The organism is Ensifer sp. Root558, assembly GCF_001427045.1.
Lineage (GTDB): Bacteria > Pseudomonadota > Alphaproteobacteria > Rhizobiales > Rhizobiaceae > Ensifer > Ensifer adhaerens.
Genome location: NZ_LMGC01000023.1, coordinates 576,844 through 593,786 on the forward strand (window position 1 = coordinate 576,844; position 16,943 = coordinate 593,786).

A 16,943-nucleotide genomic window follows, 5' to 3' on the forward strand; every position below is an offset into this window, starting at 1 on the left:
GCGATGCAGCAACAGGCTTGGGCTGACCGTCAGACGGCGTGCGTCAGCGGCCGCCTGCGCGCAATTGCGAGAGCGACAGCAAGGTCTCGGCACTGACGCCAGCGCTGCCGCCGCCAGTCAGAATCGCGAGACCGGGCGATACATCCTGGTTGTTCTCGACGTCGTAGAGCGCCGTGAAGCGTTGCAGAAGCTTCTCAAGCTGACCCGGCTGCTGCAGTTCCTTGATGTTGACGGTGCGCTCGATAAAGGCCGCCTGGGCCTCGATCTTGGCGTTCTGCAAGCCCTCCGGCATGCTGTAGGCGGTCTTGATGACCTCGAACAGGGCGCGATCGGCCAGGATGTCGTAGGCCGTGTTGATGTCCGAGGCCTTGCGCTTGAAATAGAGCGCCAGGCGAATGCCGCCGTTATCGGCGCCCTCCTTCTCTTCGAGCGACTGATTGAGGAAGAGATCAACGGTGGTGACGAGACCGCGGCGGGTCTGGATCTGCCCTGCCTCGCCCCTGACGATCTTGCCGTCCTTGTCGAAGTTGAAGGACGAGACGATCTCGCGATACTTCAGCCCATTCGGGTCGGTGTTGATGAAGCTCTTCGGATCTTCGAGATCCGACGTGAACATACTCCTGAGATAGTCGGACTTGACCGTCTCCGGATCGATGCCTGCGCCGACGAGAACCATGTCGACCAGCCGGCGGTTCTTGAGGAAGGCATCCAGCGTTTCGATCTTCGCGATCTCGGAGGTGTAATATTTGGCTTCTTCCTGGGCCTTTTCCTTCGCGATCTTCTTCTCGTCGTCCGTGCCGAAGCGGGACTTGGCGACGATATAGGCCCGCGCCGTATTCATGATGTCGCCGTCGCTCTGGGCGAGTTTTGGTGCGCCGAGAGTCCCGTCCGGATTGAAGTTGAACGCTTTCACGAGCTTGACGTAGCGTTCGTCGCGCAGCGTGTTGACGTAGCTTCTGGGATCGTTGAGATCGCTCGTCAGAATGCGCTTCAGATCACGCTTGCTCAGGCCCTCGTCTTCGAGACCGAAGGCGCTGAGCGTGAACTTCAGTACGCCATTGTCGGCCAGCAGCTTGTCGACCGACTCCATCGAATTGACCAGCAGCTTGAAGCGCTTGACCAAGGCTTCGTCTTCGGCATCGCCCTTGTCATTGTAGCGGACCATGTAGCCGTCGGACGTCTTCTTCAACTGATCGGCGTCCTGCGCCGTCTTGCCGGGCTGCAGCGTGCCGTCGGGCCGGAAGTTGAAGGCTTTGTGCATTTCCTTAAAGGCGGCATTGTACTCGCCGCCCTGCGTGTTGACGTAGCTGTTCGGGTCGTTGATGTCGCTGGTGAGGATGTTTTCGATCGTCGACGGCACGGTCGTCGACGCTTTGAGGCCGAAGGCCGTGACGAGGTAGTTGAACAGCCGGCTGTCGCTGGTCAGCTCGGAGATGCTGGTGACGCCGGCGATCTTGCCTTCGTAATATTCCTTGTTGAGCAGTGCCCCGGCGCCGGTCAGGCGCGCGCCGCCGAGCGGCGTTTCGCCCGGTTTCTTGAAGACGTAGATGTTGTTGAGTTCCGTCTTCTTTGCGTCGCTTATCGCCTTTTCGCCGGCCGGCACGCTGCCATCAGCGTTGAAGTTAAAGGTTTCCGCCAACTTGATGTAGGTTTCGAGATTGCGGATGCGCCCGTTCAGCGTGTTCAATTCCTCGCCGAGCGATGCGAGCAGCGCGGGCGCCTGATCGCGTGGCGGAAGCTTGGCATCGAGATCGGCGACGATCGCGTTGTGCTCGTCGATCTTGGCCTGAATCGCCGGCTTGTCGGCAGCGGGCGCCTCCGCAAGTTCGGACGTCAGCCTGTTAATCTCCCCGAGGGACTTGAGCCGCGTCTGAAGGTCAGTCTGCAGCTTGAGCGCTTCTTCCCGCCTCGTCACAGCGGCCGTGCGGCTTGCGGTCAGAGCGGCAGGGTCGCTGGTCAGCGCGTCGCGGACCTCGGTGTAGTTGAACGTCTTCGGGTCAATATCGAAGACGGTGAAGGCAAACGAACGCAGTCGTTCGTTGCCGAGGAACTTGTCGACATCGGTGACGAGATCCATGGCCGCGCCAAAATAGGCCATCTCTCCGCGCATGGCCGTGTCGAGGCTGGCGATCCGCTCGTTGTAGAGACCGATCAGCGCATCCTGCTGTGCGTTGGTTTGAGCCACCGGCTTCGACGAGCTGAAGCTGAAGGCCTGCGCGAAGTTGCGGTAGCGTTCATCGGTGAGACGGTTGGCAAAGCTGCTTTCGTCCGAAAGATCGCTTTCCAGCACCTTGCGCATGAAGGCCTTGGCATAGGTCATGTCCTCCAGGCCATGCGCTTTCATCGCGTATGAGTAGAGTCGATAGTCGTTCAGAAACTCCTCGACAGTTTTCACGCTGCCGATGTTCTCTTTATAATACTCCGCTTCGCGCGCGATCTGCGGCTGCTGGGCAATGCGGTTGAGGCTGCTCCTCATGTCCCGCGTGATGCGACTGTAGTCGAGATAGGTCGATACCATGCCCTGGCGCCTTGTCGGTTACCCATGGGGACAGGCTGGACCCGAGCCCCGAAACAGAATTCTGACGCGTCATGATTGCAGGACTGGCTTGCGTGTGGCTTTTCCCGGCAGTTCGAACGACGGCAAAGGTGCGCCTGATCGGAACGAATGCGGCCGCGCTGTTGACGAAACGGAAACCCTGACCGGTCGGCTTTTGCTAACCATCGAGAAACGCAAAGTTTTCTTAACCGCGAATTTTAAGTCGTTCGGAAAGGGCGCCGCCTATTCTCCCGCTCATAGAGGACGAAAAGTCCCGACGAGAAGACCGGAAACCGGCTCTCAAGGAAAAACAAGGGCGATTGAAATGCGCAACACACTCTCTCAACCCGCATGGGTCGAAAACACGCTCCGTCTTGATCCGCAGCGCTTTCCACAGCAGGCGAGCTACGCCTTGCGCGGTCACACCGGTAATGTCACGATCAGCCTGGACGAGCGTGGCGCAGTTCTGCGCAAGGTGCTACCATCGAGCGGCCTGCCGCTTTCGATCGCACTGCCGGCGCGCGCATTCAAGGGGGTCGCGGCTCGCGCGATCGATCACGGCGACGGAGACGTTACAGTGACGCTGGAACTTCATCACGACGACCCGGACCTCTGTGTCCCGCTGCTCGTCGCACACGACCTGTCCGACATCGCAGCCGACTGGCGCGCCTGGGCAGAAGCTTATCGCATTCCGATGCTCATGGTCGAAGCGGATGGCGTGGCAAGGCCGCTCGAAGAGCACCTTGGCGACGTGCGCACCGCGCCCGTCAAGCCGCGCCGCCGCCACTCCTTCTTCGCAGAGCGCCGCCCGCGCTTCCTCGTGCGCCGCTCCACCGGCACGCTTGGCGTACACATGAAGATCGACGGGCGCGAGATCATCGCCCGCAGCTGATTGAAGAGCCTACCTCCAGCGCGACAGCCGGCCGTTCCCTGCGGCCGGCTGTCGCGTTTGGCGAGGTCAGATCTGTCGGGACATTTTCTTCGTGCACGCATGCACTGGGTCGTCGCCGCCTCCCCCGACGATTTACCGAATGTTCCCCCGGAAACAGTTGCGTCGCCTTCTTCGTGCCATATGGGCTGCATAGCCAAGACCACGAAAGAAGGAGAAACCCGATGCGCAAGCACATCGCCTCAGTCGTTGCCGCCGTCCTGTCCAGCTTCCGTGCGCGTCACGAGGCGAGGAAGCGCAAGGCCGCCCGCGACATCAGCTGGGCCTGAGATTTTTGCGGCCCGCAACAGGCAGGCCGACCATGGGGCAATGAAGACGATCCTCCGCCGCAACGGAGGATTTTTCATATCAGGCGCAGGAGAAGCGCCAGCACCAGCCCGGCGAAGATGATCAGACCGACGATGCTGTTGAACTTGAACAGCGCCAGGCACTGTGCAGGATCATGGATGTTCAGGACGAGGATCTGATAGGTCAGCATCGCTGCTGCGATCAGGAGGCCGACATAGGCGACGGCACCGGCGCCGGCTGCAACGAACGACAGAAGGACGAGCAGCGTCGCGATGCCATAAAGGCCGATCAGCCAGGGGCGCGGGTTTTCACCGAAACGCCGCGCCGTCGAGCGCACGCCGATCAGTTCATCGTCCTCCTTGTCCTGGTAAGCGTAGATCGTGTCGTAACCGATCGTCCAGGCGATGGCAGCGCCGTAAAGCAGAACGGCGGCAACCGACAACGTGCCGAATTCGGTCGCCCAGCCCATCAGCGCGCCCCAGGAAAACGCCAATCCCAGAAAGAACTGCGGCCAGTCGGTAAACCGCTTGGCGAAGGGATAGATCGCGACGATCGCCAGGGACAGGATGCCGAGCACGATCGAGAAGGTGTTGAACTGCAGCAGCACGACAAGGCCGACAAGTGCCTGCAGCACCGTGAACACCTTGGCCTGAAGGCGCGAGACGCGCCCCGACGGCAGCGGCCGCGAGCGGGTACGGGCAACCTCCATGTCGATGTCGTGATCGACGATATCGTTGTAGGTGCAGCCAGCACCACGCATGGCGATGGCGCCGACAGTGAACAGGAAGCAATGGAACAGGAAGCGGCCGAAGGAGAATTGACCGGCACTCGCCGACACACCCGACGCCAGGGCCACGGACCAGAGGCAAGGCAGCAGCAGCAATTGCCAGCCGATCGGACGGTCCCAGCGGGCAAGCTGCGCATAGGGCCAGAGCGCACGCGGCAGCACTCGATAGACCCAGTTGTTGGACGGCGCGTCCTGAACGCGGCCGGAATCGGCAGAGATTGTGTTCATATCCCTGTTTGACGCCGCAGGCCCGGCCGGTCAAGCGGCGAGATCGCCGCCGACCACGGGAGGAAAACGCCTGATCAGGGAAGCGTGAAGTCGAAGCGGTAGGTTGCCGACAGACCGACGAGAACCTGGTTGCGGCTGCCGCGTTCGCGAACGAGGCTGGAATCGGCCGCCGGGCCAAGCAGGCGCTTGTATTCGGCATAGGCGCTCGTCTCGAGCTTTTCGGTTGCCTGCCAAGTGATCGCAGCACCGACACCGGCCGAGCCGACGCCGCCATGCGGGGTATAGTTGCTGAGACCGGAGGCCGTCGCCTCGCGATCATTCACGCCGTAATAGGCCGTGTAGTAGCCGCTGCTGGCTGCCGACAGGCGCGGGCCGCCGGAAATGCGGACATTGCTGCTAACATCGGCAAAGGCGTCCGCCGCGACATCGGCAACGACGCCGTGGTGACTGCGGATACCCTGGCGGACTTCGGCGCGCACACGCAGCCAGTCGGTCGGGTAGACCTCGGCAAAGCCGCCGGCTTCACCGCCGAACTTGACCGGATCAAGTCCCTTGAGGTCGCTGGACGTGCCGGCATCGCGTTCGAAAATCAGCTTTCCGACGAGACCGGCGCGGAAGCTGCCCTGGTCGACCAGCGCATAGGACATGTTGTCGTTGCGCGAGGAGAAGCGGACCGTGCTGCCGGCCTTGCCGAGCGAGATCAGCGGGGCCGCCTGGAACATGCGCTTGGAAGCGCCTTCGTATTTCGGGCCGTAAAAGCCGGTGGCGCCGACCTTCAGGTACCAGTCACCGGACCAGAAATGTTGGCCGTCACCGGCGGAGGCGGCATTTGCCGACAGCAAAAGGGTTCCAGAAAGGAAAACAAGAGAACGGATACGCAAGAAACAACTCCGGAAGATTCATTCGCCGGGGCGAAATTGGCCGTGCCGTCGGGCCGAAGGAGGGAGTGGGCAGGAACGGCACAGGGCGAGTTATTGGCCCTTGTTCCTACGATTCCGTTAACCAGGTCAATTCAGCTTTCGTTTCCCATGAGCGCCGTAGCTGCCCGCGGTCACTGGCCGAGATAGGTCTTCAGATAGACGCTCGGCGGGCTGCCGAGCATGCGGCGGAACATCGTCGTAAAGGCCGCGACGTTCTCATAACCGGCATCGAGCGCCACATTGATGATCGGCTCGCCGTCGGCCAGAAGCGGCAGCGAGGCGAAGATGCAGGCCTGCTGGCGCCAGGTGACGAAGCTGACGCCCGTCTCGTTGCGAAACAGCCGCGTGAACGAGCGGCGGCTGAGACCCAGCCTGTCGGCCCACTGGTCGATGCTTGCGGCCGCCGACGGCGCCTGCAGGAATTGCCGGCAGAGCGCCGCAAGCTTTTCGTCGCGCGGGAACGGCAGGCCGAGTGGGCGCTCCTGCAGCCGGCCGATTTCCTCCAAAAGCAGATCAGTCACCAGTTGTTCGCGCCGCTCCGACATCGCCTCGTTCTCTACGCTGACGAGCGCATCGACGAGGCTGCCGGCCAGCGGGTTGATTTCCATGACCATCGGCCGCTCGGCTCGCAAAAGGTCCGGCGCGAAATAGATCGAGTGCATGCGCACGTCGCTGATCATCTCGGCCGAATGCTCCACGCCCGCCGGGATCAACAAAGCGTGGCCGGGCGGCACCATCCACCGCCCGCGCTCGGTGCGCATCAGCACGACGCCGCCGCGCGCCCACCACAGCTGGGTCCGGGTGTGTTTGTGAAAAGGCACGAGGAGGCCGGCATTGTAATCCCGTCCGAGCGCGAGCACCGGGGCGTTTCCCGTCTCGACCCAGTCGAGGTTCCGGAAGTGATCGTCATCGGGAAGCTGCGGCAGCGGATATCGGCGGATCGGCATTTGGCCCACTCACGAAAGAAATCGACCAGATCACAAAAGCAGGCCAACGGCAACCTCAGTAGAGATAGGCCACGCCGCACACAACCTTCGAGACGGCAAGGAATCACCCATGTCTACCGTGACTTCAACTTCCGGGATCTCCCCGGAGAAGACGGCTTTCTCCGTCATCCTGGCAGTCAGCTTCTGCCATATGCTGAACGACATCATGCAGTCGCTGCTGACGGCACTCTATCCCCTGCTGAAGGCGAACTACTCGCTCGACTTCGTGCAGATCGGCCTCCTGACCTTTACCTTCCAGCTGACGGCATCGATGCTGCAGCCGGCCGTCGGCATCATCACCGACCGCTGGGCCCTGCCCTATTCCCTGCCGCTCGCCATGCTGTCGACCTGCAGCGGCCTGATCCTGCTCGCCAACGCCCATGACTTCTGGGTTCTTCTGGTTGCTGCCAGCCTGATCGGCGTCGGCTCGGCGATCTTCCATCCGGAGTCCTCCCGCATCGCGCGCCTCGCCTCCGGCGGCCGCCATGGCCTGGCGCAGTCGCTGTTCCAGGTGGGCGGCAATGCCGGCAGCGCCATGGGTCCGCTGCTCGCCGCCTTCATCGTCATCCCCTTCGGCCAGGGCAGCCTCAGCTGGTTCTCGATCGTCGCGATCATCGGCTTCTTCGTGCTCTCCTGGGTCAGCACCTGGTATGTCCGCCATCGCCGCACGACCATGAGCCGCGCTGCGCCGAGCCGGGCGCTGCCTCTGCCGAAGGGCCGGGTGATGTGGGCTGTTGCCGTGCTCGTGCTTTTGACGGCCACCAAGAACGTCTACATGGCGAGCATCTCCAGCTACTTCACCTTCTTCGTCATCGAGAAATTCGGTATCGACGTACAGCAGGCGCAGTTGATGCTGTTCCTGTTCCTGGGCGCTGCCGCAGCCGGGACCTTCCTCGGCGGCCCGATCGGCGACCGCTACGGCGCCCGCTTCGTCATCTGGTTCTCGATCCTCGGCGTCATCCCCTTCGCGCTGATGCTGCCCTATGCGAACCTCTTCTGGACCGGCGTGCTCTCCGTCATCATCGGCCTGATCTTCTCCTCGGCCTTCTCGGCGATCGTCGTCTTCGCCCAGGAGCTGGTTCCCGGTCGCGTCGGACTGATTGCCGGCGTCTTCTTCGGGTTCGCCTTCGGTTTCGGCGGTATGGGCGCTGCCGTACTCGGCATCTTCGCCGACCGGCAGGGCATCGAGTTCGTCTACACGATCTGCTCCTATCTGCCGCTGCTCGGCATCCTGACGATCCTCCTGCCGAAGCTCCCGACGCGGTAGCCGCTCCGGCAGAAAAAACAGAAAATCGGACCGGGCGCCGCCATGCGGCGCCCGGTTTTCGTCTGCGCGGCAAACGGCACGCGGCACCCCGGCCACTCGTCGCAGCCCTACGTAATCATTCATCAATTTTTGCGCGCTACGGTCGTCTGACGGGCTTGGGCAGGGGTACACAATGCAGGGGCGAACGGCGATTCCGGCCTTACTGGCGACGTTGCTCTTTGCAACGGCGGCACCGGCCGAGACCCTGAACCTGCTCATCTGGGAATCCTATATCGACCAGAAGATCCTCGACCGCTGGTCGTCGATTACAGGCGTGTCAGTGCACCAGGTCTATTACGACAGCGGCGATACCCGCGACGAGGTGCTGGCCGATCCGAACAGCCGCGTCGATCTGGTGGTAACCGGCGAAAACAGCGCCGCTCTCTTCGGTCGCAAGGGCGTTCTCGAAAAAATCGACGAGACCAACGTCGCCTCGCTCAGGGACTATGACGAGAGCTGGCGCAAGCGCTGCTCCGGCCGGGGCCTGCCCTATCTCTGGGGCACGATGGGCATTCTCTACCGTTCCGACGTCTTAGCCGAAGCGCCGACCTCCTGGCAGGACCTGATGCGCCCTGCCGCTGCGCTTGCCAAGCATGTGGCCATGTACGACGACCACAACGAGGCCTTCGTCGCCCCGTTGATGCTGCTCGGCCAATCGATCAATACCAACGACAGCAGCACGCTGAAGGCCGCCTTTACGCTGATGAAGGAACAGGCCCCTTCGGTGCTCACCTACGAATACATCATCAGCGCGATCCAGAACCCTGCAGTCAGCAAGGACATCTACATGGCGCTCGGCTACAGCGGCGACCAGCACGTGCTGAACGCCAAGGCCGGCACCCCTGGCGTGTGGCGTTATGCGGTTCCGAAGGAAGGCACACTCTCCTGGCTCGACTGCATGTCCGTCGTTGCCAATTCGCAAAACAAGGATCGGGCGCTGGCGCTGCTCGACTATCTCGGTTCGCCGGGAAGTGCCGCCGCCAACGCGCTGGCGCTCAACATGCCGACGGCAAGCCGGGCGGCCCACGCACTCCTGCCGGAAGAGGTTCGCTCCGACCCGGCGATCTACCCCTCGCCCGACATTCTGGCCAAGAGCCAGTATCAACAGGAACTGTCCACAGAGTCGGTGCAACTGCGCCGGCGTATCATCAGCACATTGGCGAATTTCCAGTGAACCTCGGCAAACGCGCGCTCATCCTGATCTTTCCCGTGGTGCTTGCCGGCTATCTGCTGGCGGCGGTCTCGGTCCACGTCACGCAGAGCCGCTCCATTCGCGCGCTCGAGCATGCCAAGCTGTCGCAGCGCCTTGAACATGCGGCCGCCGTCTTCCAGAACGAGATCGGCCGCAGCAAGGGCTTTCTCAATGCGCTGCTGAACGGCAATTCGCTGCGCCAGTACGTTTCCGAAACCGATGCGAGCTACAGGGCCAATGCGCTCGGCGTCCGGCTGCAGGAGAGCGTCAAATCGCTGCTCGACGATCCGACGGGCTATGTTTCGCTCGCGCTTCTGAGTTCGGAACTCAAGTCCGAATACTATTTTGAAAACAGCTGGGATCCGTTCGCCGAGATCGACGAGGCACAGCTCAACCTCGCCCGCCGGCTGATCCGCGAAGACAAGCTCGCTGACTGGACCTATCTCTACGAAGCGGGCCAGAGACCGCGCATCGTCTATTCCTTCTTCCTCGACCCCATTGCCTTTACCCGGCCGTTGCCGAGCAAGAAATCGAACGCCCTGCTCGTCCAGGTCGCGATCCAGCCCGACCGCTTCCTCGACATGCAGCAGGCGCTGAAAAAGGAATACGGATCCGACATCGTTCTGCAGCCCTGGCCGCAGGCCATCACCGACGACCTTTCGGCAAGCGTGCATCTCGGACCTTCGCTCTATGCGACGCTCACCGTTTCGAGCGAGCATTTCGACGCGCTGATGGCGCGGCAGAAAATCCTGCTGGCGCTCGGCGCCGTCGCCATGAGCCTGTTCTCGATCTGGCTGATCATCATGTTGATCCGCCGCTTCATCACCGATCCGATCGCCACTCTCGACGCCAATGTGATGGCCGTGATGGTGGGTGCGCGCGACGAAATCCGCGATATGGAAGAAAAGGGCGAGATCGGGCGTCTCACCGAAAACATCCGCGAACTGCACCGCCAGTCGGTGCAATCGCTGAAGCTCGTGCAACGCAGCTCCTGGACCGATACGCTGACCGGGATCAGCAACCGTGGCCACTTCAACGCACTCGCCGCAGGCGTCGTTCGCGAGGCGATCGCGGCCGGCGAGAAGTGCAGCCTGCTTTTCATCGACATCGACAACTTCAAGTTCGTCAACGACAAGCATGGTCACGAGATCGGCGACGAACTCCTGAAAACCTTGGCGGCCCGCATCGCCGAGCGGGTCGACGTGATCACCGAGCGCCGCGGCCAAAAGCCGGCGATCCTCGCGCGCCTTTCGGGCGACGAATTCGCCGTGCTGGTGCGCTCGCGCCCGGGCGACGGAACGGTCCGGGAAATTTCGGGCGCCATCCTCTCGCTGTTCGAGGACGGCTTCGAAGTCTCCGACAAGCGTTATCCGGTGACCGCAAGCATCGGCGCTGCGATCTGCCCGGATGACGCCACCAACCTCACCGAACTGATCGCGAATGCCGATGCGGCAATGTATCAGGCCAAGACCAGCGGCAAGAACCGCTCCGCCCGCTACTCGCGCGCGCTTCACGACAAGCGCACGCGGCTGCGCCAGATCCAGGACGAGCTGCGCTCGCTCGATCCGGACGAACAGTTCCACCTCGTCTACATGCCAATGGTCGATACCGAGGGCCGGGTCACCGGCTGCGAGGCGCTGCTGCGCTGGTACTCGCCGGTGCTCGGCAACGTCACGCCGGATGAATTCGTGCCGATCGCCGAAAGCTCGGGGCTCTTCACCAAGATCGACTGGTGGGTGATCAACAAGGCGATGTCCGACTGCGGCCAGTTGAAGGCCCTGTTCGGCCCCGAAACAGTGCTCGCCATCAACATTTCCTCGGCCGAACTACATTCCAAGGCGATCGCCGACCACTTCGCCGACTGCCTGGAACGGCATGGGCTGGAGGCACGCTCGATCGAGATCGAGCTTACCGAAACCTTCGCCGTCAAGTTCAGCGACCAGCTTCGCCGCAACATCGATGCGCTCCGCCAGAACGGCTTCCGGCTTTCGATCGACGATTTCGGCGCCGGCTACACGTCCGTGCAGCAGATCATCGAATACACCGCCGATACCATCAAGCTCGACCGGGCGCTGGTGTCGAACCTCACCGCGTCGCATTCCCTGCCGGTATTGAAGGCGCTGATCGCGCTCTGCCACGCCAAGGACGTCGCGGTCGTCGGCGAAGGCATCGACACGCCGGAGAAACTCTCCATGCTGACGGCTGCCGGCTGCGACCTGTTCCAGGGTTACCTCATCAGCAAGCCGCTGCCGATCGAGGATCTGGCGATCTGGGCGCTGACACGCACCGCGCGTTATGCGCACGACGAAGCGCTGGACGAGCAACAGAGCCGCCAGGCCATCGCCTGAGATGGTGGCGATTGCGAGAATCGCCACCCGAACTCCCGTTTTCCCTTGACCTTGCCGCCCTGCCGTCCTAACCGCAGCGCAACATTTTTCGGGATATCGGGGGCTGCAATGAAGGTTCTTCTGATCGGATCGGGTGGGCGCGAACACGCCCTTGCATGGAAGATCGCGCAGTCGCCGAAACTGACGAAGCTTTATGCCGCACCGGGCAATCCCGGCATCGCCGAAGAAGCGGAAATCATCGCGCTCGACACGGACGACCATGCAGCGGTCGCCGACTTCTGCCGCAAGGAAGCGATCGATTTCGTCGTGGTAGGACCTGAGGGTCCACTGGTCGCCGGCATCGCCGACGTGCTGCGCGCAGCCGGCATCGCCGTCTTTGGCCCCTCTGCCGCGGCCGCCCAGCTTGAAGGCTCCAAGGGCTTCACCAAGGATCTCTGCGCCCGCTACGATATTCCGACCGGCGCCTATGGCCGCTTCACCGATGCGGAGAGCGCCAAGATCTATGTGCGTGAACAGGGCGCACCGATCGTCATCAAGGCCGATGGTCTCGCCGCCGGCAAGGGTGTCACCGTCGCCATGACGCTCGACGAGGCGCTCGCCGCCGTCGACGACTGTTTCGCCGGCGCCTTTGGCGCCGCCGGCGCCGAAGTGGTCGTAGAAGCCTATCTCGACGGCGAGGAGGCAAGCTTCTTCTGCCTCTCAGACGGCAAGACGGCGCTGGCGCTCGCGTCGGCCCAGGACCACAAGCGCGTCGGCGACGGCGATACCGGACCGAACACCGGCGGCATGGGCGCCTACTCGCCGGCCCCGGTCATGACGTCAGAGATGATCGAGCGCACGATGAAGGAAATCATCGAGCCGACGATGCGCGGCATGGCGGAAAGCGGCCATCCCTTCTCCGGCGTGTTCTTTGCCGGGCTGATGATCACCGCCAAAGGACCGGAACTCATCGAATACAACGTCCGCTTCGGCGACCCGGAATGCCAGGTGCTGATGATGCGCATGAAGAGCGATCTTCTGCCGCTTCTCTATGCCGCGGCGACCGGCACGCTCGCCGGCATGACTGTGGAATGGCGCGACGAGACGGCGCTGACCGTCGTGATGGCCTCCAAGGGCTATCCGGGCAGCTACGCGAAGAACACCCCGATTGACGCCCTCCCCGCAGCATCCGACACCACCAAGGTGTTCCACGCCGGCACAGCGATGAAGGACGGAGGCCTGGTCGCAACCGGTGGCCGTGTGCTCAACATTACGGCGACAGGGGCAAGTGCCGGCGAGGCCAAGGACAGGGCCTATGCGGCGCTGTCGGCCGTTTCCTGGGACAACGGCTTCTACCGGCACGATATCGGCTGGCGCGCGGTCGCGCGCGAGAAGGCCTGACCGGAAACCGGTCAATTCGCGGATCATTCTATTTTTACCAATTCTCCTGACGGGAAAGTAAGGGAGCGCGCATATTCTCGCCGGTAACGATCCGGGAGAAAAACGATGCGCCTGTTGCTGATCACCACCGTCCTTGGGCTTGCTGCTGGCAACGCCGCGGCGTCGTCGATCGAAGCGATCGCCTCCGGCACGACCGACAATGCCAGCGTCTCCACGGTTTCCTGCGCCGATTGCCCGCCGTTGCAGTCGCGGAAGAAGGTCACCTACGTCGTCCCGACGATCGCGGCGGGCGACGAGACGATCGAGCTCAAGAAAATCAACGGCGAGATGAAGATGGTGCGCACGGAGGCCTGGCTCGGCGGGTCGCCGGTGGTGTTCGTCAGCAAGCCGTCCCACGAGATGATCAGGACGGCCGCGGCCGAAACCGACGATGCTGCAACGGTGACCGTCTCGAACATCGCAAACGACCAGAACCCGCAGGCGTCCAGGCCGGAGTTTCTTTCCATCGATCAGACCGCAAAGACCGCCGCGGTGACCCCGATCGGCGCGTCCATGGTGGCTGCGCCCGTGGCCGACGAGAGCTCACAGGATTTTGATCCGTCCACCCTCGAACTTCGGCTAGACTGATCGCCTATCGGGAAAGTTCCCTGCCCCGCTCAGCCGTCCCCTGCATTCAAAGGCTGACGGGCGTATCGCTGTAAGAGCGAGAGATTGCGCCCCTGAGAGAAGCGGGGGCGCAATCTTTTTATTGCGAGCCTTCCAATTCATCGATCCGCGCGACCAGCGCCTCTATCTGTCTGTCAGAATAGACTTCGACGCCGTTGGCGAGGAGCAAGGCGGCCGTTACGCCTTCACCCGGATGGCGCGCGCCGGAAAAGCTCCCGTCATAGACGAAACCCGACCCGCAGGACGGGCTGCCATCGATCAGGAGCGCGAAGCGACAGTCGGCTTGCCTGGCAAGCGAAAGAGCGTTTTCGGCAGCCTGTATGAACCCCTCGGTGACGTCGCCGCCGTCTATCTCCACCACCCTCGCCTTGCCGGCGAGCACGTCCTTGCCGACAGCGCCGGCGGCGATCTCGGCCGGCGGACGCGGCACCGGCATGCCGGCCGACATTTCCGGACAGATGGTCACGAGACGGCCTTCCGCGCGCCAGCGGTCTATCGCCGGGTGCAGGAGCGGCTTCGACTGGCCGTCGTAGCGGACGGCATGGCCCATGAGGCAGGCGCTGACGAGAATTTTTGCGGGCATGCCTTTCTCTACTCCGGCGCCCTGCCGGTCAGCAAGCGCGATCGCAGTGCCCGGACAAGGGATCAGATCCAGCGGTCGTTTTGCGCGGTGCGTTCGCCACCCTCATGCCCGGTGTTGAGCGTGCCGCGCGGCTCGATCAAGAGCATCTTCACCTCGTGCTCCGCATAGGGCTTGTGTTCGACGCCCTTCGGCACGACGTACATTTCGCCGGGACCGAGCGTCACGGACCCGTCGCGAAAATCGATCCGCAGCGTGCCCTCGATGACGATGAAGGCCTCGTCGGTATCCTTGTGATCGTGCCAGATGAAGTCGCCCTCGATGCGCACGATCTTGAACTGGTAGTCGTTGAGTTCAGCAAGGACGCGCGGCTGCCACTGATCGCTGAAGAGCGAGAGCTTCTCAGCGAAATTGATCGGCTTGTAGGTCTTCGTCGCGACATTCATCGGCTGTCTCCATGATGATGATGGAGACAGGATATAGGGCGCCGGCTCCCAACCAGCTTGAACGTTTGTGCGCGAGGGACCGCCGAGGCCGCCAGCGAGCCGGCGGCAGGCAGCCGTGCCTTAGCCGGCGATCTTCGAGAAGTCGGCGACCGTGCCGGTGGCCGAGCGGATGAGACCCAGCAGCGCCAGGCGGTTGGCCCGGATCGCAGCATCGTCGTCATTGACCAGCACGTCGTTGAAGAACTGGTCGACCGGCTGGCGCAGCTTTGCCAGTGCTTCCATGGCCGAACGGAAGTCCTCCTTGGCGATCGCCTCGCGCGCCTCGCCCGAACCGGCTTCGACGGCCTGGTGCAGCGCCTTTTCGGCATCGAGACGGAAGAGGCCGGCATCGACGGCGTCGGCGACGGTCGTTCCCTTCTTCTCTTCGGCTGCCAGGATCTGCGTCGCGCGCTTGGTGCCGGCGAGGAGGTTGCGGCCTTCCTCGTCAGTGATGAAGGCGGTCAGCGCCTCGACGCGGCGGGCGATCATCAGAAGATCATCCGAATCCGGCGTCAGCACCGCGTCGATCAGATCGTGGCGGGCGCCGAGATCGCGCAGGTAGACCTTGAGGCGGTCATGGAAGAAGGAGAGCAGGTCGGCGGAAATGTCAGCCGAAAGTTCCGGCTTCTGCGCGCGAAGGGCCACGAGCGCCGTTTCGAAAGCGGGTAGCAGCGCCAGGCGCGCCTTGCCTTCCAGGATCAGGCGGATGACGCCGAGTGCGGCACGGCGCAGCGCGTAAGGATCCTTCGAACCGGTCGGTTTTTCGTCGATTGCCCAGAAGCCGACCAACTTGTCGAGCTTGTCGGCAAGCGCGACGGTGACCGCCACCGGATCGGTCGGAGCGCGGTCCGAGGGGCCATTCGGCTTGTAATGGTCTTCGATCGCGTCGGCGACCGCAGGCTGTTCGCCCTGAAGCAGCGCGTATTTGTGTCCCATGATGCCCTGAAGCTCGGGGAACTCGCCGACAGCTTCGGTGCGCAGGTCGGCCTTGGCCAGCACGACGGCGCGATCGACGAGCTTCGTATCCGCACCGGTCACCTTGGCAAGTTCGGCCGCGAGCGCCCGAATGCGCGCAACGCGTTCACCTTCCGTGCCGAGTTTGGCATGGAAGGTGACCTTCAATGCGTCGAGCTTGGCCATGCGCTGATCGAGCGGCTTCTTCAGATCGAGATCGAACTTCTTGGCGGATGCTTCCAGCGTTTCGAGATCCGGCAAGTTACCCTGGTCGCGGTGCCAGAAATGCGCTGCGTCCGAAAGACGGGCGCGCACGACCTTGCCGTTGCCGTGCACGATCTCCTTGCCGCCGTCCTTCGCCTCGATGTTCGAGACGAGGATGAACTTGTTGGAGAGCGTGTCGGCGCCCGGCGCGCGGGTGACGAAGCACTTCTGGTTGGTCTTGATCGTCAGCCGGATGATTTCCGAGGGGATCTCGAGATAGGCTTCCTCAAAGCTGCCCATGAGCACCTGCGGCCATTCGACGAGGCCGGAGACTTCTTCGAGCAGGCCTTCGTCTTCGACGAGCTCAAGGCCGTTGGCGAAGGCGACATTGCGGGCGTCGGCCAGGATCATTTCCTTGCGGCGCTCGCCATCGAGAACGACCTTCGCCTTTTCCAGCTTCTCGGCATAGTCGGCAAAGCGGCGAACCGTGATCGCTTCCGGCGCGTGGAAGCGGTGACCATAGGTGACGTTCGAGGCGACGATGCCGTCGACTTCAAACGGGATCACATGGGTTTCCTCGGTTTCCGAACCGAAGGTGCAGACGATCGACTGCAGCGGGCGGACCCAGCGGAGCGAACCAGGCTTGGCCGAGGCCACGCCGGAGCGCATCGGCTTCGGCCAGGGGAAATTGCGGATGATATCCGGCATCGCCTCGGCGATCATCTCTTCGGCGGGACGGCCCGGCTTGACGATATGGGCGACGTAGAAGTCGCCCTTCTTCGGGTCACTATGGACGTGCGCCTCGCTGATCGAGGAAAGGCCGGCGCCGCGCAGGAAGCCTTCGATCGCCTTCTCGTTGGCGTCGGTGCGCGGACCCTTGCGCTCTTCGCGAACATCGGCGGAGCGGGCGTTGAGGCCGCGGATGTCAAGCGTCAGCCGGCGCGGTGTCCAGTACTCGCGCGCCCCCTCATAGGTCAGGCCCGCTTCGACCAGGGCATCGGTCAGCAGCTTCTTGAGGTCACCGGCCGCCTTGCGCTGCAGGCGGGCAGGAATTTCCTCGGAGCGGAGTTCGATAAGAAGATCGGGCATGGGAGTGACTTTTTCTGTTCCTGACGGTTGCGGCGGACTTAGCAA

13 protein-coding genes are annotated in these 16,943 nt (G+C 62.8%); 6 read left to right on the plus strand and 7 right to left on the minus strand.

What is annotated here, in order from left to right; genetic code table 11:
- Positions 1–43: 43 nt before the first annotated feature.
- Positions 44–2,518 (minus strand): DUF1217 domain-containing protein, encoded by a 2,475-nt coding sequence (locus ASD63_RS22635; RefSeq protein WP_034801120.1) that lies wholly within the window; start codon positions 2,516–2,518, stop codon positions 44–46.
- Between the two features lie 343 nt (positions 2,519–2,861).
- On the opposite strand from ASD63_RS22635, the gene ASD63_RS22640 reads away from it, so the two are divergent.
- Positions 2,862–3,428, plus strand: coding sequence for a DUF6101 family protein (locus ASD63_RS22640; protein ID WP_034801118.1), 567 nt, complete (start codon positions 2,862–2,864; stop codon positions 3,426–3,428).
- Positions 3,429–3,828: 400 nt separating this feature from the next.
- Here ASD63_RS22640 and ubiA read toward each other — a convergent pair whose 3' ends face one another.
- The 3 genes from ubiA to ASD63_RS22655 all read right to left on the minus strand — a co-directional run bounded on the left by ubiA (position 3,829) and on the right by ASD63_RS22655 (position 6,655).
- Positions 3,829–4,788 carry a 4-hydroxybenzoate octaprenyltransferase gene (gene ubiA / locus ASD63_RS22645; protein WP_034801116.1) on the minus strand — a complete coding sequence of 320 codons (960 nt, stop codon included), beginning with the start codon at positions 4,786–4,788 and terminating at the stop codon, positions 3,829–3,831.
- Positions 4,789–4,862: 74 nt separating this feature from the next.
- On the minus strand, positions 4,863–5,669 hold the full coding sequence (locus ASD63_RS22650; RefSeq protein ID WP_051659573.1) for a MipA/OmpV family protein: 807 nt from the start codon (positions 5,667–5,669) through the stop codon (positions 4,863–4,865).
- Between the two features lie 170 nt (positions 5,670–5,839).
- Entirely contained in the window at positions 5,840–6,655 is an 816-nt protein-coding gene (locus ASD63_RS22655) for a helix-turn-helix transcriptional regulator (protein WP_034801113.1), read from the minus strand.
- Positions 6,656–6,764: 109 nt separating this feature from the next.
- On the opposite strand from ASD63_RS22655, the gene ASD63_RS22660 reads away from it, so the two are divergent.
- From ASD63_RS22660 to ASD63_RS22680, 5 genes are all read left to right on the plus strand, one after another.
- Positions 6,765–7,961, plus strand: a complete 1,197-nt coding sequence (locus ASD63_RS22660; RefSeq protein WP_060529835.1) for an MFS transporter — start codon at positions 6,765–6,767, stop codon at positions 7,959–7,961.
- A gap of 172 nt (positions 7,962–8,133) precedes the next feature.
- Positions 8,134–9,174 (plus strand): spermidine/putrescine ABC transporter substrate-binding protein, encoded by a 1,041-nt coding sequence (locus ASD63_RS22665; RefSeq protein ID WP_034801108.1) that lies wholly within the window; start codon positions 8,134–8,136, stop codon positions 9,172–9,174.
- Positions 9,171–11,540: a GGDEF domain-containing phosphodiesterase gene (locus tag ASD63_RS22670; protein ID WP_034801106.1), complete on the plus strand. Its 2,370-nt coding sequence runs from the start codon at positions 9,171–9,173 to the stop codon at positions 11,538–11,540. Before ASD63_RS22665 ends, ASD63_RS22670 begins: the two co-directional genes overlap by 4 nt.
- Positions 11,541–11,648: 108 nt before the next feature.
- Positions 11,649–12,920, plus strand: a complete 1,272-nt coding sequence (purD, locus tag ASD63_RS22675; protein ID WP_034801104.1) for a phosphoribosylamine--glycine ligase — start codon at positions 11,649–11,651, stop codon at positions 12,918–12,920.
- A 105-nt stretch (positions 12,921–13,025) separates the two neighbouring features.
- Positions 13,026–13,547 carry a plant virulence effector HPE1-like domain-containing protein gene (locus ASD63_RS22680; RefSeq protein WP_034801101.1) on the plus strand — a complete coding sequence of 174 codons (522 nt, stop codon included), beginning with the start codon at positions 13,026–13,028 and terminating at the stop codon, positions 13,545–13,547.
- A gap of 118 nt (positions 13,548–13,665) precedes the next feature.
- Here ASD63_RS22680 and ASD63_RS22685 read toward each other — a convergent pair whose 3' ends face one another.
- The 3 genes from ASD63_RS22685 to glyS all read right to left on the minus strand — a co-directional run bounded on the left by ASD63_RS22685 (position 13,666) and on the right by glyS (position 16,898).
- Positions 13,666–14,169, minus strand: a complete 504-nt coding sequence (locus ASD63_RS22685) for a DUF523 domain-containing protein (protein WP_034801098.1) — start codon at positions 14,167–14,169, stop codon at positions 13,666–13,668.
- 62 nt (positions 14,170–14,231) lie between these two features.
- Positions 14,232–14,612 carry a cupin domain-containing protein gene (locus tag ASD63_RS22690; protein WP_034801096.1) on the minus strand — a complete coding sequence of 127 codons (381 nt, stop codon included), beginning with the start codon at positions 14,610–14,612 and terminating at the stop codon, positions 14,232–14,234.
- A gap of 120 nt (positions 14,613–14,732) precedes the next feature.
- Entirely contained in the window at positions 14,733–16,898 is a 2,166-nt protein-coding gene (gene glyS, locus ASD63_RS22695; protein WP_034801093.1) for a glycine--tRNA ligase subunit beta, read from the minus strand.
- Positions 16,899–16,943 lie beyond the last annotated feature (45 nt).

Coding starts and splice junctions, on each gene's coding strand:
- ASD63_RS22635 (WP_034801120.1), bottom strand. CDS start 2,518: ATGGTATCGACCTATCTCGACTACAGTCGCATCACGCGGGACATGAGG.
- ASD63_RS22640 (WP_034801118.1), top strand. CDS start 2,862: ATGCGCAACACACTCTCTCAACCCGCATGGGTCGAAAACACGCTCCGT.
- ubiA (WP_034801116.1), bottom strand. CDS start 4,788: ATGAACACAATCTCTGCCGATTCCGGCCGCGTTCAGGACGCGCCGTCC.
- ASD63_RS22655 (WP_034801113.1), bottom strand. CDS start 6,655: ATGCCGATCCGCCGATATCCGCTGCCGCAGCTTCCCGATGACGATCAC.
- ASD63_RS22660 (WP_060529835.1), top strand. CDS start 6,765: ATGTCTACCGTGACTTCAACTTCCGGGATCTCCCCGGAGAAGACGGCT.
- ASD63_RS22665 (WP_034801108.1), top strand. CDS start 8,134: ATGCAGGGGCGAACGGCGATTCCGGCCTTACTGGCGACGTTGCTCTTT.
- purD (WP_034801104.1), top strand. CDS start 11,649: ATGAAGGTTCTTCTGATCGGATCGGGTGGGCGCGAACACGCCCTTGCA.
- ASD63_RS22680 (WP_034801101.1), top strand. CDS start 13,026: ATGCGCCTGTTGCTGATCACCACCGTCCTTGGGCTTGCTGCTGGCAAC.
- ASD63_RS22685 (WP_034801098.1), bottom strand. CDS start 14,169: ATGCCCGCAAAAATTCTCGTCAGCGCCTGCCTCATGGGCCATGCCGTC.
- ASD63_RS22690 (WP_034801096.1), bottom strand. CDS start 14,612: ATGAATGTCGCGACGAAGACCTACAAGCCGATCAATTTCGCTGAGAAG.
- glyS (WP_034801093.1), bottom strand. CDS start 16,898: ATGCCCGATCTTCTTATCGAACTCCGCTCCGAGGAAATTCCTGCCCGC.